Origin of the sequence: Thermococcus sp. M36 (genome assembly GCF_012027355.1) — an archaeon.
Lineage (GTDB): Archaea > Methanobacteriota_B > Thermococci > Thermococcales > Thermococcaceae > Thermococcus.
The window spans coordinates 95,747-110,823 of record NZ_SNUH01000001.1 but is presented as its reverse complement, the minus strand read 5'-3'; the positions used below and the strand labels follow the sequence as shown (position 1 = coordinate 110,823).

At 55.4% G+C, this 15,077-nt stretch carries 20 protein-coding genes and 1 riboswitch; of the genes, 14 read left to right on the top strand and 6 right to left on the bottom strand.

The annotated features are described in order from the left end of the window. Positions 1-11 precede the first annotated feature (11 nt). Positions 12-374: a hypothetical protein gene (locus E3E36_RS00600; RefSeq protein WP_167893527.1), complete on the top strand. Its 363-nt coding sequence runs from the start codon at positions 12-14 to the stop codon at positions 372-374. 10 nt (positions 375-384) lie between these two features. After that, positions 385-1,122: a cytochrome C biogenesis protein gene (locus E3E36_RS00595; protein ID WP_167893526.1), complete on the top strand. Its 738-nt coding sequence runs from the start codon at positions 385-387 to the stop codon at positions 1,120-1,122. Here the strand turns inward: E3E36_RS00595 and E3E36_RS00590 are convergent. Beyond that, the gene (locus tag E3E36_RS00590; RefSeq protein WP_167894652.1) at positions 1,063-1,680 is read right to left on the bottom strand and encodes a TRASH domain-containing protein; all 618 of its coding nucleotides are present in this window, start codon (positions 1,678-1,680) and stop codon (positions 1,063-1,065) included. The genes E3E36_RS00595 and E3E36_RS00590 overlap by 60 nt on opposite strands. Positions 1,681-1,802: 122 nt before the next feature. Here E3E36_RS00590 and E3E36_RS00585 point away from each other — a divergent pair, with 122 nt between their 5' ends. The 3 genes from E3E36_RS00585 to E3E36_RS00575 all read left to right on the top strand — a co-directional run bounded on the left by E3E36_RS00585 (position 1,803) and on the right by E3E36_RS00575 (position 5,344). Continuing rightward, on the top strand, positions 1,803-4,208 hold the full coding sequence (locus E3E36_RS00585; RefSeq protein ID WP_167893525.1) for a heavy metal translocating P-type ATPase: 2,406 nt from the start codon (positions 1,803-1,805) through the stop codon (positions 4,206-4,208). 34 nt (positions 4,209-4,242) lie between these two features. Then, positions 4,243-4,548, top strand: a complete 306-nt coding sequence (locus tag E3E36_RS00580) for a thioredoxin family protein (protein ID WP_167893524.1) — start codon at positions 4,243-4,245, stop codon at positions 4,546-4,548. 274 nt (positions 4,549-4,822) lie between these two features. Then, positions 4,823-5,344, top strand: coding sequence for a hypothetical protein (locus tag E3E36_RS00575; RefSeq protein WP_167893523.1), 522 nt, complete (start codon positions 4,823-4,825; stop codon positions 5,342-5,344). A 57-nt stretch (positions 5,345-5,401) separates the two neighbouring features. Here the strand turns inward: E3E36_RS00575 and pyk are convergent, their stop codons facing one another. Then, a complete protein-coding gene (gene pyk / locus E3E36_RS00570) occupies positions 5,402-6,838 on the bottom strand; it encodes a pyruvate kinase (RefSeq protein WP_167893522.1) in 1,437 nt (478 codons plus the stop codon). A gap of 95 nt (positions 6,839-6,933) precedes the next feature. Here pyk and E3E36_RS00565 point away from each other — a divergent pair, with 95 nt between their 5' ends. Further along, positions 6,934-7,395, top strand: a complete 462-nt coding sequence (locus E3E36_RS00565; protein ID WP_167893521.1) for a peroxiredoxin — start codon at positions 6,934-6,936, stop codon at positions 7,393-7,395. Positions 7,396-7,546: 151 nt separating this feature from the next. Here the strand turns inward: E3E36_RS00565 and E3E36_RS00560 are convergent, their stop codons facing one another. Further along, positions 7,547-8,014 (bottom strand): hypothetical protein, encoded by a 468-nt coding sequence (locus tag E3E36_RS00560; RefSeq protein ID WP_167893520.1) that lies wholly within the window; start codon positions 8,012-8,014, stop codon positions 7,547-7,549. Between the two features lie 109 nt (positions 8,015-8,123). Between E3E36_RS00560 and E3E36_RS00555 the strand changes: the two genes are divergently transcribed. Then, positions 8,124-8,324, top strand: a complete 201-nt coding sequence (locus E3E36_RS00555) for a TIGR04140 family protein (protein WP_167893519.1) — start codon at positions 8,124-8,126, stop codon at positions 8,322-8,324. Here the strand turns inward: E3E36_RS00555 and E3E36_RS00550 are convergent. Together E3E36_RS00550 and E3E36_RS00545 are read right to left on the bottom strand one after the other, a co-directional pair. Beyond that, complete coding sequence (locus E3E36_RS00550; protein WP_240911742.1) at positions 8,321-9,367, bottom strand: radical SAM protein; 1,047 nt, start codon at positions 9,365-9,367, stop codon at positions 8,321-8,323. The two genes, E3E36_RS00555 and E3E36_RS00550, sit on opposite strands and share 4 nt — an antisense overlap. A 32-nt stretch (positions 9,368-9,399) precedes the next feature. Beyond that, a complete protein-coding gene (locus E3E36_RS00545) occupies positions 9,400-10,116 on the bottom strand; it encodes a peptidase M54 (RefSeq protein WP_167893518.1) in 717 nt (238 codons plus the stop codon). 96 nt (positions 10,117-10,212) lie between these two features. Then, a riboswitch (Fluoride riboswitch) is annotated at positions 10,213-10,286 on the top strand. Positions 10,287-10,309: 23 nt separating this feature from the next. Here E3E36_RS00545 and E3E36_RS00540 point away from each other — a divergent pair. The 7 genes from E3E36_RS00540 (at position 10,310) to coaBC (ending at position 14,798) form a co-directional block, all read left to right on the top strand. After that, positions 10,310-11,179 carry a hypothetical protein gene (locus E3E36_RS00540; RefSeq protein ID WP_167893517.1) on the top strand — a complete coding sequence of 290 codons (870 nt, stop codon included), beginning with the start codon at positions 10,310-10,312 and terminating at the stop codon, positions 11,177-11,179. Next, positions 11,179-11,892, top strand: coding sequence for a DUF6062 family protein (locus tag E3E36_RS00535; protein ID WP_240911788.1), 714 nt, complete (start codon positions 11,179-11,181; stop codon positions 11,890-11,892). Before E3E36_RS00540 ends, E3E36_RS00535 begins: the two co-directional genes overlap by 1 nt. Further along, the gene (locus E3E36_RS00530) at positions 11,876-12,229 is read left to right on the top strand and encodes a hypothetical protein (RefSeq protein WP_167893516.1); all 354 of its coding nucleotides are present in this window, start codon (positions 11,876-11,878) and stop codon (positions 12,227-12,229) included. Before E3E36_RS00535 ends, E3E36_RS00530 begins: the two co-directional genes overlap by 17 nt. Then, positions 12,183-12,614 carry a hypothetical protein gene (locus E3E36_RS00525; RefSeq protein ID WP_342764388.1) on the top strand — a complete coding sequence of 144 codons (432 nt, stop codon included), beginning with the start codon at positions 12,183-12,185 and terminating at the stop codon, positions 12,612-12,614. The genes E3E36_RS00530 and E3E36_RS00525 overlap by 47 nt, the downstream gene beginning before the upstream one ends. A gap of 158 nt (positions 12,615-12,772) precedes the next feature. Further along, positions 12,773-13,144 carry a fluoride efflux transporter CrcB gene (gene crcB, locus E3E36_RS00520; RefSeq protein ID WP_167893514.1) on the top strand — a complete coding sequence of 124 codons (372 nt, stop codon included), beginning with the start codon at positions 12,773-12,775 and terminating at the stop codon, positions 13,142-13,144. Positions 13,145-13,150: 6 nt separating this feature from the next. Continuing rightward, positions 13,151-13,531 (top strand): DUF190 domain-containing protein, encoded by a 381-nt coding sequence (locus E3E36_RS00515; protein WP_167893513.1) that lies wholly within the window; start codon positions 13,151-13,153, stop codon positions 13,529-13,531. Positions 13,532-13,583: 52 nt separating this feature from the next. After that, positions 13,584-14,798, top strand: a complete 1,215-nt coding sequence (coaBC, locus tag E3E36_RS00510; RefSeq protein ID WP_167893512.1) for a bifunctional phosphopantothenoylcysteine decarboxylase/phosphopantothenate--cysteine ligase CoaBC — start codon at positions 13,584-13,586, stop codon at positions 14,796-14,798. Between the two features lie 43 nt (positions 14,799-14,841). Here coaBC and E3E36_RS00505 read toward each other — a convergent pair whose 3' ends face one another. Beyond that, positions 14,842-15,033, bottom strand: coding sequence for a hypothetical protein (locus E3E36_RS00505; protein WP_167893511.1), 192 nt, complete (start codon positions 15,031-15,033; stop codon positions 14,842-14,844). Positions 15,034-15,077 lie beyond the last annotated feature (44 nt).

The following is a 15,077-nucleotide window of genomic DNA, read 5'->3' as shown; positions in this document are numbered from 1 at the left end:
GGGGGAGAGAGATGAGGCAGTACGCTGTGGGTTTTCTCGTGGTTCTGCTGTCCGTTCTCCTGGCCGCGGCATACTATTCCACGGTCGGCCCTGAAAAAAGGCAGGACGTTTTTCACGGCGTTCTTGTTGAGGGGAAGCCTCTGAACTCGGAGAACGCCCTCGTACTTGCCGATACGGACTGCATCCCCAACCAGGAGTATACCGAGCTCACGTGCACCGCTGTTGTCACGGCGGGGGGTGAGGTGCTCAAGGTCAGGTACACCCATCCCATAGATGTGCCGTGTCTCTCTAGGGGGGATAAAGTTAAAATATCAATGAAGGATAATTCAAGCGTATTCATCGTCCGGGAGGGAAGACCCTCGATGGAGCACTGAGGTGGGATTGATGGACATAACCCACGCGATACTTGCAGTGGCCGCTGACGGGATACCCCAGGGGCCCATCCAGAACGTCGCTGAGTTTACCGGCGTTACGTTTTCCGTGATAGTCCTAGGAATACTGAACGCACTCCGGCCGTCAATTTTTCTGATGATCGTCTTCCTCCTTTCGATGATAGCGCTCACCGATGAGAGGAAGGTCCTCAGGGTGGGCTTTGCCTTTACACTCGGTGCGTTCCTGGGCTATTCGGTCATCGCCGTCGCCCTGATGAACCTCCATACGAAGGTGCCCTTCCTGAGGTACTTCGTGGTCGCCTTTGGAGTAGCCGTCGGCCTCTACAAAATATTCTCCGCCTTGGGCTATGTGACGCTCCCCGTCTCCAGCCCTCTGAGGGAAAGGAGCAACAGGATACTTGAAAAGGCAACGTCTCCCCCCGCGGCGTTCGTGATAGGGGGTATAATGGCCTTCCTCTCGCTGTCCTGTGTACTGCCCTCCTACCTGCTCGTCAGTTCTCTGCTCTCGGGCCAGTTTCCACCGGCCACTACCGCTGCACTGCTGGTGGTCTTCGTCGGGATCTCCGTGCTGCCCTTCGCCGTCGTGACCCTTGGGTTCCACTACGGAACCAGATACGCCCGGCTCGGCAGGGCCGTTGACAGGCTTTCATCCCTGAGCGGCAGGGGAGATCTAGTCATGGGCGTGGTGCTCGTGCTCGTGAGCGTGCTCTACCTTGCCCTCTTCCTTTAGCATGAACTTTTCTATGTTTTCCCTCGTCTTTTTGAACTCCGTTAGGCATGTCGGGCAGCAGAAGAAGTAAACCCTGTTGCGGTACTTGTAGACTATCGGCTCGCCGACTATTTCCTTTCCGCAGTAGTCGCACTTGAACGGTATCTTGACCTTCGGTGGGGCGGTGCGCTCGATGTTTTCGAGGATGGGCATTATCTCGATGACCTCAAAGCCAGCCCCTTCTATAACCCTCCGGAGCTGCTCCATGTCCTCGACTGCCACCTTTATGAGGTACTTCCTGCTGGTAAAGCGGTTTATCTCGATTATCTCCTCGAACTCGTTCATTTTCTCGGGCTCGTCAGTCTTTACGATGAGGGCAACCACGTTGTGTGCCCTGAGGAGGTCGGGGTTGATCTTTATGGTGTAGCCGAGTATTATGCCATCCTTCTCCAGCTTCTCAAGCCGGGATTTCACCGTTGGCCTGCTGACACCGAGCTTTTCGGCGAGTTCAGAGATGCTGAGCCTGGAATTGTCCATCAGGAGGTAAATAAGCTTGAGGTCAAGGTCGTCTATCTTCATTCCCACCACCATGGAGGCTTATTCCTTCCAAACTATAAAAATCCTTCTATTGCCCTTTCCACTTTGTCAAAAAATAAGTTCATGAATATCTCGAATAGAGCATATATCGGAGGTGAACTCCGGTGGAAGTGAATATTAAGATTACCGGAATGAGCTGCGCGTCGTGCGCCAAGACAATAGAACTGGCCCTCAAGGAGCTGGAGGGCGTGAAGGACGCCAGGGTCAACCTGGCAACCGAAACAGCCTTCGTGAAGTTTGACGAGTCCGTGGTCAGTCTGTCCCAGATAATCAAGGCCATAGAGAGCGTGGGCTATGGTGTGGTCAGGGAAAAGAGGGACGCAGTGATCAAGATCGGTGGAATGACCTGCGCTTCGTGCGTCAGGACGATAGAGACCGCGCTCAAGGAGCTCCCCGGCGTTCTGGACGTCAGGGTCAACCTGGCAACCGAGACAGCAAATGTGACCTACGACCCCACAGTGGTCGAGATGGACGACATAAAGAAAACGATAGAGGAGTTCGGGTACCAGTTCCTGGGCGTCGAGGGCGAGGAGAGCGTTGACATAGAGAAAGAGGCCAGGGAAAGGCACCTCAGGGAAATGAAAAAGAAGCTCGTGGTGGCATGGTTCTTCGGCGGCCTCATAACATTCATGACATACCGCTGGCTCCTTGGACTGGACTTTGAGATACCTTACATGCTCTGGATACAGTTCCTCCTGGCGACCCCGGTCATAGCGTACTCCGGCAGGGACGTGTTCCTGAAGGCCGTCCGTTCGCTGAAGCACAGGACGCTCAACATGGACGTGATGTACTCAATAGGCGTCGGTTCGGCGTACATAGCGAGCGTGCTGGCAACCATCGGCGTCCTTCCTGAGGACTACAACTTCTACGAGGCAAGCGTGCTCCTGCTGGCCTTCCTGCTGCTAGGCAGGTACCTTGAGCACATGGCGAAGGGAAGAACAAGCGAGGCCATAAAGAAGCTTATGGGCCTGCAGGCGAAGAAGGCGACGGTCATAAGGGACGGCAAGGAGGTCGAAGTCCCTGTCAGCCAGGTCAAGGTGGGCGACATCGTCATAGTCAAGCCGGGAGAGAAGATACCGGTTGACGGTGTTGTACTCGAGGGCGAGAGCTACGTCGACGAGTCCATGATAACCGGTGAGCCAATACCCAACCTCAAAAAGGAGGGGGACGAGGTCATAGGCGGAACCATAAACAGGAACTCCGTGCTCAAGATCGAGGCAAAGAGGGTCGGTGGCGACACGGTTCTGGCTCAGATCATCAAGCTCGTTGAAGAGGCCCAGAACACCAGGCCCCCGATCCAGAGGATAGCAGACAAGATAGTGGCCTACTTCATACCAGTGGTTCTTACAGTGGCGCTCCTCTCCTTCGCCTACTGGTACTTCATAGCAAAGGAGCCCCTGCTCTTCGCGTTCACGACACTGATCAGCGTCCTCGTCATAGCGTGCCCCTGTGCCTTCGGCCTGGCGACACCCACTGCCCTGACCGTGGGCATGGGCAAGGGGGCCGAGATGGGCATACTCATCAAGAACGGTGAAGTGCTTGAGATAGCGAGGAAGGCAACGGTGGTGCTCTTCGACAAGACAGGAACCCTCACAAAGGGGAAGCCTGAGGTTACTGATGTCATAACCTTTGGCATGGACGAGAAGGAGCTCATAAGGCTCGTTGCCTCGGCGGAGAAGCGCTCCGAGCACCCGCTTGGAGAGGCCATAGTCCGGAAGGCGGAGGAGCTTGGCCTTGAGCTAGAGGAGCCGGAGGAGTTTGAGGCCATCACCGGCAAGGGTGTTAGGGCCAAAGTGCAGGGCAGGGAAATCCTCGCCGGAAACAGGAAGCTCCTTAGGGAGGCAGGGTATCCGATTGAGGATATTGAAGAAAACCTCCACAGGCTTGAGGACGAGGCGAAGACGGCCATAATCATAGCCATAGACGGTGAGATAGCTGGTGTGATGGGCATAGCGGACACTATCAAGGAAAACGCCAGGGAGGCAATAGAGGAGCTTCACAGGATGGGCAAGAAGGTCGGCATGATAACGGGCGACAACAGGAGAACTGCAAACGCGATAGCGCGGCAGCTCAACATAGACTACGTCCTTGCTGAGGTGCTCCCGCAGGACAAGGCCAACGAGGTCAAGAAGCTGCAGGAAAAGGGTGAGATAGTGATATTCGTCGGGGACGGTATAAACGACGCCCCTGCCTTAGCACAGGCCGACATAGGCATAGCGGTAAGCTCGGGAACCGACATAGCCATGGAGAGCGGTGAGATAGTCCTCATGAGGAACGACATAAGGGACGTCGTCAGGGCAATAAAGCTCAGTCAGAAAACCCTATCTAAGATAAAGCAGAACTTCTTCTGGGCAATGATATACAACATAATCCTCATCCCGATAGCGGCGGGGGCGCTCTACCCGCTGTTCGGGATAGCGTTCAGGCCGGAGTGGGCGGCCGGAGCAATGGCGATAAGCAGTGTCAGCGTCGTGAGCAACTCGCTCCTGCTGAAGAGGGCCAAAATCTGAGCCCTTTCATTTTTATTCTCCGGAGGTGAGGAGATTGATAGTGGAGTATGACGGAAAGTTTAACTTCAGGGACGGAAAAGTCGTGCTGTGGTTCTCCATCCCGGGCTGTCCACCATGCAGAATAGTCGAGAGCTTCATGGAAGAGCTCAGTGCGGAGTTCCCGGAGATTACCGTGGTTCACGTAAACGCGGACGAGTGGAACGGGCTGGTGAACGAGTTCGAGATATTCAACGTCCCGACACTGGTCTACCTTAAGGACGGAAAAGAAGTGGCCAGGCAGAACCTGATACGGAGCAAGGCAGAGGTGCTGGTGAAGTTTGAGGAGCTGGGGAGGGTCTGATACCTGCCCTTAACCTTTTCTGGCGCTATGCCACATCATCCACTTTCTTGCTATCCTATCGCCATAATGGCCATGAAACCATTCCGGTAAATGCTTCCGAGAGCTTAGAATCCTGAGGATCCCTGTAGAGTACAGGCCGCCGTATCCGGGGTCCTGAGCTCTCCCGACCCCAAAAGAGTGAGGCTTTCAAGAGAAAAATGTAAAGCCCCCACCGGGCCCGATGTGAGGAAAGATTTATTAGACCGGGGTACCAGTCTTAGGAGTGGTGGTGTAAATGGGCTCGGCTGCGAGGGTTGTTCTGGCAATTGTCCTGTTGCTGGCCCTCTTAGTGGCCCCGGTGATCACGGCATCGGGTGGGCAGACGGAGCGGACGGTGAGCATGTCCTACGGGACGGTCACTCTACTGGTTCTCGGCTCCAACATAGGGAACACCGACAGCTTCCTGGCAAGGGCACTGAAGTGGGTCGGAAACGTCCTTGAGGACGTGGACGCGTACATGGACATGGAGACAAGCACCCTCACCGAGGTAGGTGTGGGCATAGCATCTTTCCTCGTGGTCCTGTTCATGGCGGTTTTCCTGCTTCCTGCAGTTGGCTCCCTGTTGGCGTTCTTCACCCGCTGGGGCTTTGTCCTGACCATTGTGGGCATGTCCGTCCTGGTGGGTTATGTGATGTCAGAGGTCCCCCTCCCCCCAGGGGCCCAGCTGAACCCTGTGGGGATAGGGGCGATATACCTGACCTCGCTTCTCGGGCTGGCCGTCGGTGGGCCGGGGGACTCAAAGAAGTCCGGCGCGTGAGGGCGCTTTTCCCTTTTTTCCACGCGCGGACGGGAAATTAAAAGAAAAGAGGCCGGGCTACACGGTAAATATCCTTATCGTGTTCGTCCCGACAGTCTTCCCTATGGGGGTGCCCTTGGTCAGGAGGACGGTGTCCCCGTCCCTTACAAGCGCCAGGCCTTTTATCAGCATCAGGATTTCTTCTTCGGTGGTCTCGTTAACGACGAAGGGGTAGACCCCGTAGGAGAACATGAGCCTTCTGGCCACCCTTTCGTCGGTGGCAAACGCCAGTATCCACTGCTTGGGCTTGAAGCGTGATATCAGCCGGGCGGTCTCCCCGGTTCTCGTTGGGGTGAGGATGTACTTGATGTCTATCGAGTTGAGGGCCTCTATTATGCTCCGGGCTATTGTGTCCTTTATTGTGCCCTTCTTGGGGCCCTTCTCGCTCCAGCCCTTCATCTTCCATTCCATTACCCTGGTGGACCACTGGGAGTCCCTGTAGGCCTCTGTGGTCTTTGCGATCTTGGCCATCATCCTTACCGTGTCCACGGGATACTTTCCGACGGCGGTCTCCTCGGAGAGCATGACGGCATCGGTGCCGTCGAGGATGGCGTTGGCGACGTCCGTAACTTCTGCCCTTGTGGGAAGCTTCTCCTCGGTCATGCTTTCGAGCATCTGCGTCGCGGTTATCACGGGCTTTCCGGCGATGTTGGCCTTGTGTATCAACTTCTTCTGAAGAACCGGCAGCTTTTCGATGGGCATCTCGACTCCGAGGTCCCCGCGGGCTATCATTATCCCGTCGGCGGCGCACAGTATGTCGTCAAAGTTCCTGACGGCGTCAGGCCTCTCAATCTTGGCGATGATGAACATGTCGCCCCCCTTCTCTTCGACAAACCTCCTGACTTTAATGACGTCATACGCGGAACCCACGAAGCTTATGCCTATTGCGTCCACTCCGTGCTCGATGGCAAATTCTATCAGCTCTAGATCCCTTTTGGTAACAGCGTCTATGGCCATTCTGGCGTTTGGGACGTTTATGCCCTTGTGGGAGAAGAGGGTTCCCCCAACGAGAACCTTACACACGACGTCGGTGCCCCTAACATCCTCGACCCGGAGGGCTATGAACCCGTCGCTCAGGTATATTATGTCGCCTTTGGAGACCATTTTGGGAAATTCCTTGAACTGAACCGGGATTTCAGCCTCATTTCCCACTATGTCCCTCGTGGTGAGGGTTACAGTCTGCCAGCGCCTGAGAACAACGGAACCGTTCTGTATCTCCCCAACGCGTATTTTAACCCCCGGGAGATCGCCTAGGATTGCCACGGGGCGCTTGAGCCTTTCGGACGACTTCCTTATGAGTTCTATGGTTTTCTCGTGCTGCTCTTCATCGCCGTGGGCAAAGTTTATCCTGGCGACACTCATCCCAGCCTTTATCATGGCCTCTATGGTGCTCCTGCTGAGTGATGCGGGGCCTATCGTGGCTATTATCTTTGTCTTGTGGGACGGCAGCCTCATGGTCTCACCTAACATGGAAGTCCGAGGACACCCCTAAATAACCTTTCCCACGAAAGCTTTATGGGTTAGGGATCCCTAATTATTCTGGTGGTGGTATGGGCCTCTTTGAAGTTCAGGTTTTGGATGAGGACGGAAAAGAGGTAACCCTCGGGGATGTCCTGAACAGTAAGTGGACGGTGCTCTACGTTTATCCGAAGGACAACACGCCCGGCTGCACGACCGAGGCAAAGGAGTTCACGGAGCTCCTCCCGGAGTTCGAGAAGCTCGGCTTTCAGGTGATTGGTGTTTCTAAGGACTCAGTGAGAAGCCACAGGAACTTCAAGGAGAAGCACGGCCTAAAGATAAAGCTCCTCAGCGACCCGAACGCCGAACTGATTAAAGCGTTGGGCGCATGGGGCAAAAAGAAACGCTACGGGAAGGAGTACGAGGGGGTCATAAGGAGCACCTTCATCTTTAACCCCAATGGAGAAATCGTCTGGAAGAAGATCAACGTCCGCGCCAGGGGCCACGCGGCGAAGGTTCTGGAAGAAGCCAAAAAACTCGCGGAGAAATCCTAGAAGTTTTCAGTGTCATTTTCTTTATCCGGAACGGCCTCTGGCAGGGCCAGCGGGTTCTCTCTCCGCTCAAAGAGCATGATGAAACTGCCAACAATCTCAACGATCCCCACGGACATCACCTCCGGGCCAAAAAATGAAGGAGGCAGGGGCCTCACTTCATCAGGACGAAGCCGACTATCTCTCCCTCGTAGGCGAGGAAGACCTTGACGCCGTTGAGGGTCTCGTAGGCGGCATAGACGTCCAGCCCGCTGAGGTCGTAGTCACCGACGACCTTTCCGACGTAGTCGCCATCGTAAACGAGCTTCTGGACGGTTATGCCGCGTGGGTTGGTGAACTTCTCGACGCTGAGCTGAGCGAGGTAGTCCTGAACTTCCGCCGGGTCAACGCTGACCTCTGTGAGGTTCGCCGACTTAACTCCGAGCCCCATGTAGGGGGTGCCCTCTCCAGCGGCCATCATGCCACCGCGTCCCTGACCACAGCCCTTGGCGTATGCCATTGGCGTGGTACTCCTCTCAACCTCCGGGTTAGGCCCCGGTACGCCCTGGTACGCTGCCACGCTTCCAAACACCAGGCCGAAGAGGCCCAGCACCATCAACCCAATTCCCAACCACTTCTTCATGTCACATCACCTCTCCATGTGTAATTGCAATATTACATATGTTATCTTTCTTTATAAAGCTTTCGGTGGGCGGAAGATATAAATCCTGGAACCGCGATGGGTTGATGCTATGAGAAGGGAACTCATAACTGCCATCCCCCCGGCGGAGATTGGAGCCATCCTGGAGAAGTCCGGGGCAGAGGTAAAGATTGAGATAGGGGAAGCAGAGCCCTTCCACGGCATGCCCCGGTACAGGCTCACCATCGAGGGAACCGAGGAGGAAATCGAGAGGTTTATGGAGACGCTCAGGCTCGCGAGGGCAGGGGGTTAGCCCACGAGCGCGTTCCTAAACCCGAGCTCGTTGACGATCTCCGCGGCTTTTTCCATTTCCTCCCCCTTCAGCCTCCTGCTTATTTCAGGATACATCTCTGCCCGGTATTCCGGCCTGTACTGGAACATCACGTTCACTCTAATGTCCCTGCCCAGGCTCCTGGATATCCACTCCAGAACCGGCCGCGTGCAGCAGTCGAGGTGGTCGGGCATCACGAGGTGCCTTATCAGAAACTCCGCCCTGTAATGTTCCCTAGCGAGGAGGAGGTTCCTGGTGACTACCTCCCAGTAGAGGGAAACTTTTGAATATTTTCTCGCGCACCGATCGTTGCCCCACTTGAAGTCGGCAAGATAGACGTCAACAACCCCATCCAACAGCTCCATCGCCTCCTCGCTCATGTACATGTTGGAGTTCCACACTACCGGAATTGGGGCTTTAACGTGCCTCAGCGCCTCAAGGATGAACGGCAGGTTCGGGGTGGGCTCGCCGCCGACAAAGTTTACGTTCTTCGCCCCCTGCCCGAAGGCCTCCTCGATCTTGAGCGCCATGAACTCCGGGACGTGCTCAACGCCGACGCGGTGTTGGCTGATGTCCCAGTTCTGGCAGAAGATGCAGCGGAAGTTGCAGCCGGAGAAGAAGACAGTATAAGAGGGTACCAGCTCAGGTTCCTCGCCGTAGTGCAGGAAGTCGCTGGCGATAAGGCTCTCCTTCACGCGGCAGTAGCCGGTGCTGTCCTTCCTGTTCACGCGGCACTTTATCTCACAGAGGGTGCAGGATTCGAGGGTTCTGTCCGCTATGAGGGCTTTTAAATCAAGCAGGCTCTTCCCAGGCTTTTCTACCAGATCGTTCTCCCTTAGCCTGTCCATGCCCTCGCGGTGGAGCTCCCGGAGCTCTTCAAGGGGCTCGTTCCCCCGGAAGTCTACAGGAACTTTCCTGGCCAGGACGAAGTTCGGTTCCTCTTCTCCCCCCAGAATCGAGAAGTAGTGGGGCATGGCCCTGCGCGCGCCCTCAACGTCCCACATGGAAATCCGTCCCAGCCACATCAATCATGAAAATGTCAGGGACACTAAAACCTTTACTTGGACTCGCCGTGGCCAAGGTTGAACTCCGACCACTCGACCGCTCGCTTGAGGTTTATGAAGCAGGAGTCGCAGTAGCCGGGGAGCCGTGAGTCCCACTCCTCCATGCTCGACGGTGAGTTCATGACGCAGTCGTTGGAGCAGTGCTCAAGACCGAAGCCGTGACCGACTTCATGGAGGACCCCCTTAAGGACGCGGTCCTTGAAGAGGGAAAGCCCTTCCCTAACACGCCGTTTAATCTCTTCATTAGGAGTTTCCGAGCCAGAAGCGACCTTCAGCAGTTCCCCGAGTTCCGGGGGCTCAAAGGGCTTCATGGAGAGCACCATTATCCTCAGTCCAAGCCTTGTCTCGTGGATGCCCAAAAAGCGCTCGTAGAAGTCGAAGTAGGGGTTCCTCGAAACGAGCGGGAAGGTGGTGAGGGCGAATATCTTGTCCATCCTTATGTCCGGCCTCTCCTCTATCTCGTGGAGGAGCCTGGCGTGGAGGACATCAACTAGAGCCTCGAGGGGGTAAACTCGCATTTTGCCCTCTGGGGTGTTGAGGCTTATCAGATAGCCCGGCTCGAGCTTCAGCTTCCCGATGTACAGGAACCTCAGGGGTATATCGTTCTCGTGGAAGAAGCGGTTGGCCTCGTCAAAGACAGTGAAAACAACCTCGTCTATTACCTCCCTCTCCATAAAGTTGCCTACGTAGGTGAAGGCTATAAACTCCATGATTACACCACAATTGAAGGGATGTCCCAAACTTATTAAGTTTTTAGGTGATTCATTAGAGACTTGCACCGCAAACGTTTTTAAGCCCGGTTCGTAGGCTTTTCGGGCGATGGCGTCCGCCCGGGCTTCGAGCCGAACCGCCCTCAGGGGCTGATGACGCCTGTTCTCCGCTAAAAAGTTGGGAGGCGGTAGGATGGGCTCGAAGCTTTACGAACTTGGGCGTTACGTTGATGTAAACAAAGTTTTGAAATACGTCGAGAAGAGGCGCCACGATGACGGCGGCTACTGCTTCGTGAGTGTTCTGGACGATACGAACGTCAATGATACTTATTATGCTGTTAAAATCTACGATCTCCTGGGGATGGAGGTTCCGGAAAAAGGAAAGACGATCGAGTTCCTCGAAAGGGCTATACAGCCCCAGACCGCCGTCGTTGCCATAGCCATGGCACTCGAAGGGCTGGCGATCCTTGGGGCAAAAGACATCGCGATGGAGCACGTGGATATCGTCTTCACCAAGTACAACCCGCTTGAGGGGAAGTTTGCAGTCGGTCTCGGCGGCAGTGAGGAGTTTGGAACCGCGACGCCGCTTGAGGCGACATACTGGGTGGTGAAGGCACTCAGTGCAATCGGCTACAGATTCTCCGGCGAGGAAAAGGAGGCCATCAGAAAGTTCGTCATGAAGTTCAGGAACGGAAACGGCTACGGTGTAAAGAGGCCGACCACAACAATGACCTACCAGGCGATCTATACTCTCCACACCCTCGGCTACAGGCCGCCGAAGAGCCCCCACTTCGGGAACTGTGAGCTCTGCGGTGACTGGGGCGGCTTCACGGAGGTTCCATACAGCCTTCCACCCTACCTTGAGCCAACATTCTACGCCGCAAGGGGGCTGGAATTGCAGGATGAGGCACCTACCTGCCCCAGGAGGCACGTTTGGTTCATACGCCAGCTCCAGAACTCCAACGGCGGCTTCAGAAGGAGCCTTGAGTTGGGCATCTCGAACTTCCAGAACACCTACAGGGCGCTGGCAGTGGTCGATTCGATGGTGAAGTTTCTTCCGTGATGAATATGGACCTCATAGGTGTATACCTCAGGGAAGCCTTTGAAAGCGGGGGCTGTCCAGTCTGCAGAATCCTTGAAAAGTTTGAGAAAGATGAAATAGGCACAGTGCTCTACGAGCACGTCAACGACCCGGAGGTCAGGGAGCGCTTCAAGGAAAGCCTCGGCCTGTGCCCGTATCACGCATGGAGGCTCTTTGAGACGGCATCCTCGAACCCGCTTTACGGCGGCCTCGGCGTGGCCATCATATACGAGCACATGCTGGGAGAATACCTTGGCTCCTTCGATGGGGATAAACCGGTAAGGGAAGGAAAGTGCCACCTCTGCACCCTCGTGGAGGAGAAGGAAGCCCTCACAGTGGCCGCTGTGGCTGAGAGGATGGACGAACTGCTGCCGGTTTACAGAGACTCCGACGCGATTCTCTGCAAGAGGCACTGTGAGCTCCTGATGGACGAACTGAAAAAGAGCCGGCCGGCGTTTGCCGGGGCCCTCAGAGAGGTTCAGAAGGACAAGCTGGAACGGCTCCGTGGGCTTCTTCAGGGATTTATTAACAACTCTGACTACCGCTCCGAGTCTGGCCCATGCAAGGAGGAGGTAGCTGCGATAAGGCGGTCTATAGAGGCCCTGAAAGGCCGTCCGCTGGCGATAAACATAACCGGCTTCAGGAAAGGCAGAAAGAGAGGCAGGAAGGGGATAAGGGTTGGCTGGAAAGTTTGAGCTGAGGGTCTCCCCGGAGGAACTAGGCAAGCTTCGAAGGGAGAAAGGGGCCATCGCAGGGAGGGTCGCCCAGCTCGACAGGCTGGAGGAGACCCTCCGAGTCCTGAGGTACCGCTACATTCTCGAACGCGTAAGGGAGCTTGAGCTGAAGCTAGAGGAGATGGAGGGACACTACGCGTCACTCGTCGAGTTCGAGAAAACCGCGGCGGAGGACAAGGTGTGGCTGATGGGGGTTAGAGAGGAGATAAGCAGGGAGAACCATGAACTTGAGAAGGTGAGGAAACTTGAAGGTGGTCGTGGGCTCGGGGAAGAGGCTGGAGCGGAAGGTAAGCGTTGAGATACCCGATGCGGTTTTCCGGCGGGTGGAAGAAATCGCCCGGAAGTACGGCTTCAGGACTGAGGAGGCCATCAAGATACTCCTTATGGGGGATTTTTTGAGGGACACTGAAAACGTGACAGACGTCAAGCTGAGGGAGCTTGAGGAAAAGATGGACGATCTGGAGAGGAAGCTCTACGAGCTGGAGGGAAAGTGGTCCCCCCTCAAGTTCAGGACGTACTACCTTGCCATGGACAACCAGAACCTCTCGATCCAGCTCTCGGCGATGATAGCCCAGAACAGGAGGCTGAGGGAAAAGCTGGGGCTCCCGGGGAGGGACTACGGGGAGATAGTCAAAAAAATCCGCTACTATCTGAACTTCGGAAGGATCGGGGACGGTGGGTAGAGAAGCAACAACCCTCACGGCCAATAAGTCGGAGCCCGCAATTGTCTATCCCGTATTCTGCAATGTTTTTGGGCTTGGTATATCCCAAAACCTTAAGTAAGGATCCACTGGAGGCAGGTTGGAAGTCCAGAAAGTTCAGAAACTCTGAAGGTGGGAACATGAACTTCAGAATAATCGCGGCAATAATGATGGGCGGTGCACTCGGTGCCCTGGCAAGGTTCTACCTCTCAGGTATACTCCCTGTTTACAGGGACTTCCCTGTCGGAACGCTGCTGGTGAACAGCGTGGCCAGCCTAATCCTCGGCTACCTCTACGGCCTGCTATTCTGGGGGATGGACGTGCCCCCCGACTGGAGGGCGTTCTTTGGAACCGGCTTCTGCGGTGCCCTGAGCACTTTCTCCACCTTCTCGTACGAGACATTCTCCCTCCTCCGCGAGAGGGAGTACCTGATAGCGGGCCTCAACGTCGCGGCAAACGTTATAATCACCATTGCCCTAGTGTTTGCGGGCTTCATTCTGGCCCGGAGGTGAGAGTTTATGGTCGAGGTAGAACACTGGAACACCCTCAGGCTCAAAATATACCTGGGCGAAAACGACCGCTTTGAGGGAAAGCCCCTTTACAAGGCCATCGTTGAAAAGCTCCGGGAAATGGGGATTGCAGGGGCCACCGTTTATCGGGGCATATACGGCTTCGGAAAAAAGAGCCGTGTTCACTCCACCGATGTTATGAGGCTCTCAACCGATCTGCCCGTAGTGGTGGAGGTCGTCGATAGGGGCTACAAAGTCGAAAGGGCAATCAACGAGATAAAGCCCATGATAAAGGACGGCATGATAACCGTCGAGCCGGTTATAGTGGTGTGGGTCGGCACTTCCGAAGAGATCAGCAAGTTTGAGGACGACGCTGTGAGGGAGCTTTAAATTCCCAACAATTATATATGGTTTAGCCCCAGCTCTTCTTGGAGGTGTCCCCATGCTTCACCACGTTAAACTTATCCACGCCACAAAGAGTCGGAAACTCGTTGGAAAGAAGATTGTCCTGGCCATTCCCGGCAGTATAGCCGCCGTTGAATGCGTTAAGCTCGCAAGGGAGCTTATCCGCCACGGGGCGGAAGTCCACGCAGTGATGAGCGAGAACGCGACCAAGATAATCCATCCCTACGCGATGGAGTTCGCCACAGGGAACCCTGTCGTGACGGAAATTACCGGCTTCATAGAGCACGTCGAGCTCGCCGGAGACCATGAAAACAAAGCCGACCTGATCCTTGTCTGTCCCGCCACGGCGAACACGATAGGGAAAATCGCCTGCGGAATTGATGACACACCAGTTACAACCGTCGTGACAACGGCTTTTGCCCACACACCGGTGATGATAGCCCCTGCAATGCATTCCAGCATGTACGAGCACCCGGTGGTGGTTGAGAACATCGAGAAGCTCAAGAAGCTCGGCGTCGAGTTCATAGGGCCCCGCTTTGAGGAGGGCAAGGCAAAGGTGGCCTCGATTGACGAGATCGTCTACCGCGTGATAAAGAAGCTCCACCGGAAAGACCTAGCCGGAAAGAGAGTTCTGGTAACCGCTGGAGCAACGCGGGAGTATATAGACCCGATAAGGTACATCACCAACGCGAGCTCCGGCAGGATGGGGGTCGCGATCGCGGAAGAGGCCGACTTCCGGGGTGCGGAGGTCACTCTGATAAGGACGAAGGGCAGCGTGCCGAGCTTCGTCGAGAACCAGATCGAGGTTGAAACGGTGGAGGAGATGCTTGAGGCTATTGAGAACGAGCTGAAGAACGGGAAGTATGACGTTGTCATCCTGGCCGCCGCCGTCAGCGACTTCAGGGTTAAGGAGAGGGCGGGCGTCAAGATAAAGAGCGGAAGGGAGCTGACACTTGAGCTTGAACCGACACCGAAGATAATAGACAGGATAAAGGAGCTCCAGCCAGAGGCCTTCCTCGTAGGATTTAAGGCCGAGACGGGGCTGAGCGAGGAGGAACTTATCGAGGCCGCCAGAAAGCAGATAGAACGGGCCGGAAGTGACCTCGTTGTCGCCAACACCCTCCGTGCATTCGGGAGCGAGGAGAATGAGGTTCTGCTGGTGGCCAGGGATTCTGTTAAAAAGCTGCCGAGGATGTCAAAAAGGGAACTGGCGGAGAGGCTCTGGGACGAGATAACTGGACTTCTGGCGTAGCACCTTTTCCTTTTGCCATTCTAGAGACGAAAGCAGGCTCGCCTCAAAGCCCCTCCGGAGCGCTAACGGGTTTGAACACCACCGTTTTTCCTATTATCGTGTAGTGCCACTTCTTCAGGTTGTACTCAAGGAACGGTGTGCGGATTATCTGGAGGTAGCGCACTATCTGGTGGTCTTTCAGCTCCACCCCCACCTGGACGACATTGAAGACGAAGCTGTTTATTATGCTGACCACTGATTTGGGGAACACCCTGACATTGAGGGTTGCCACAACGGTGA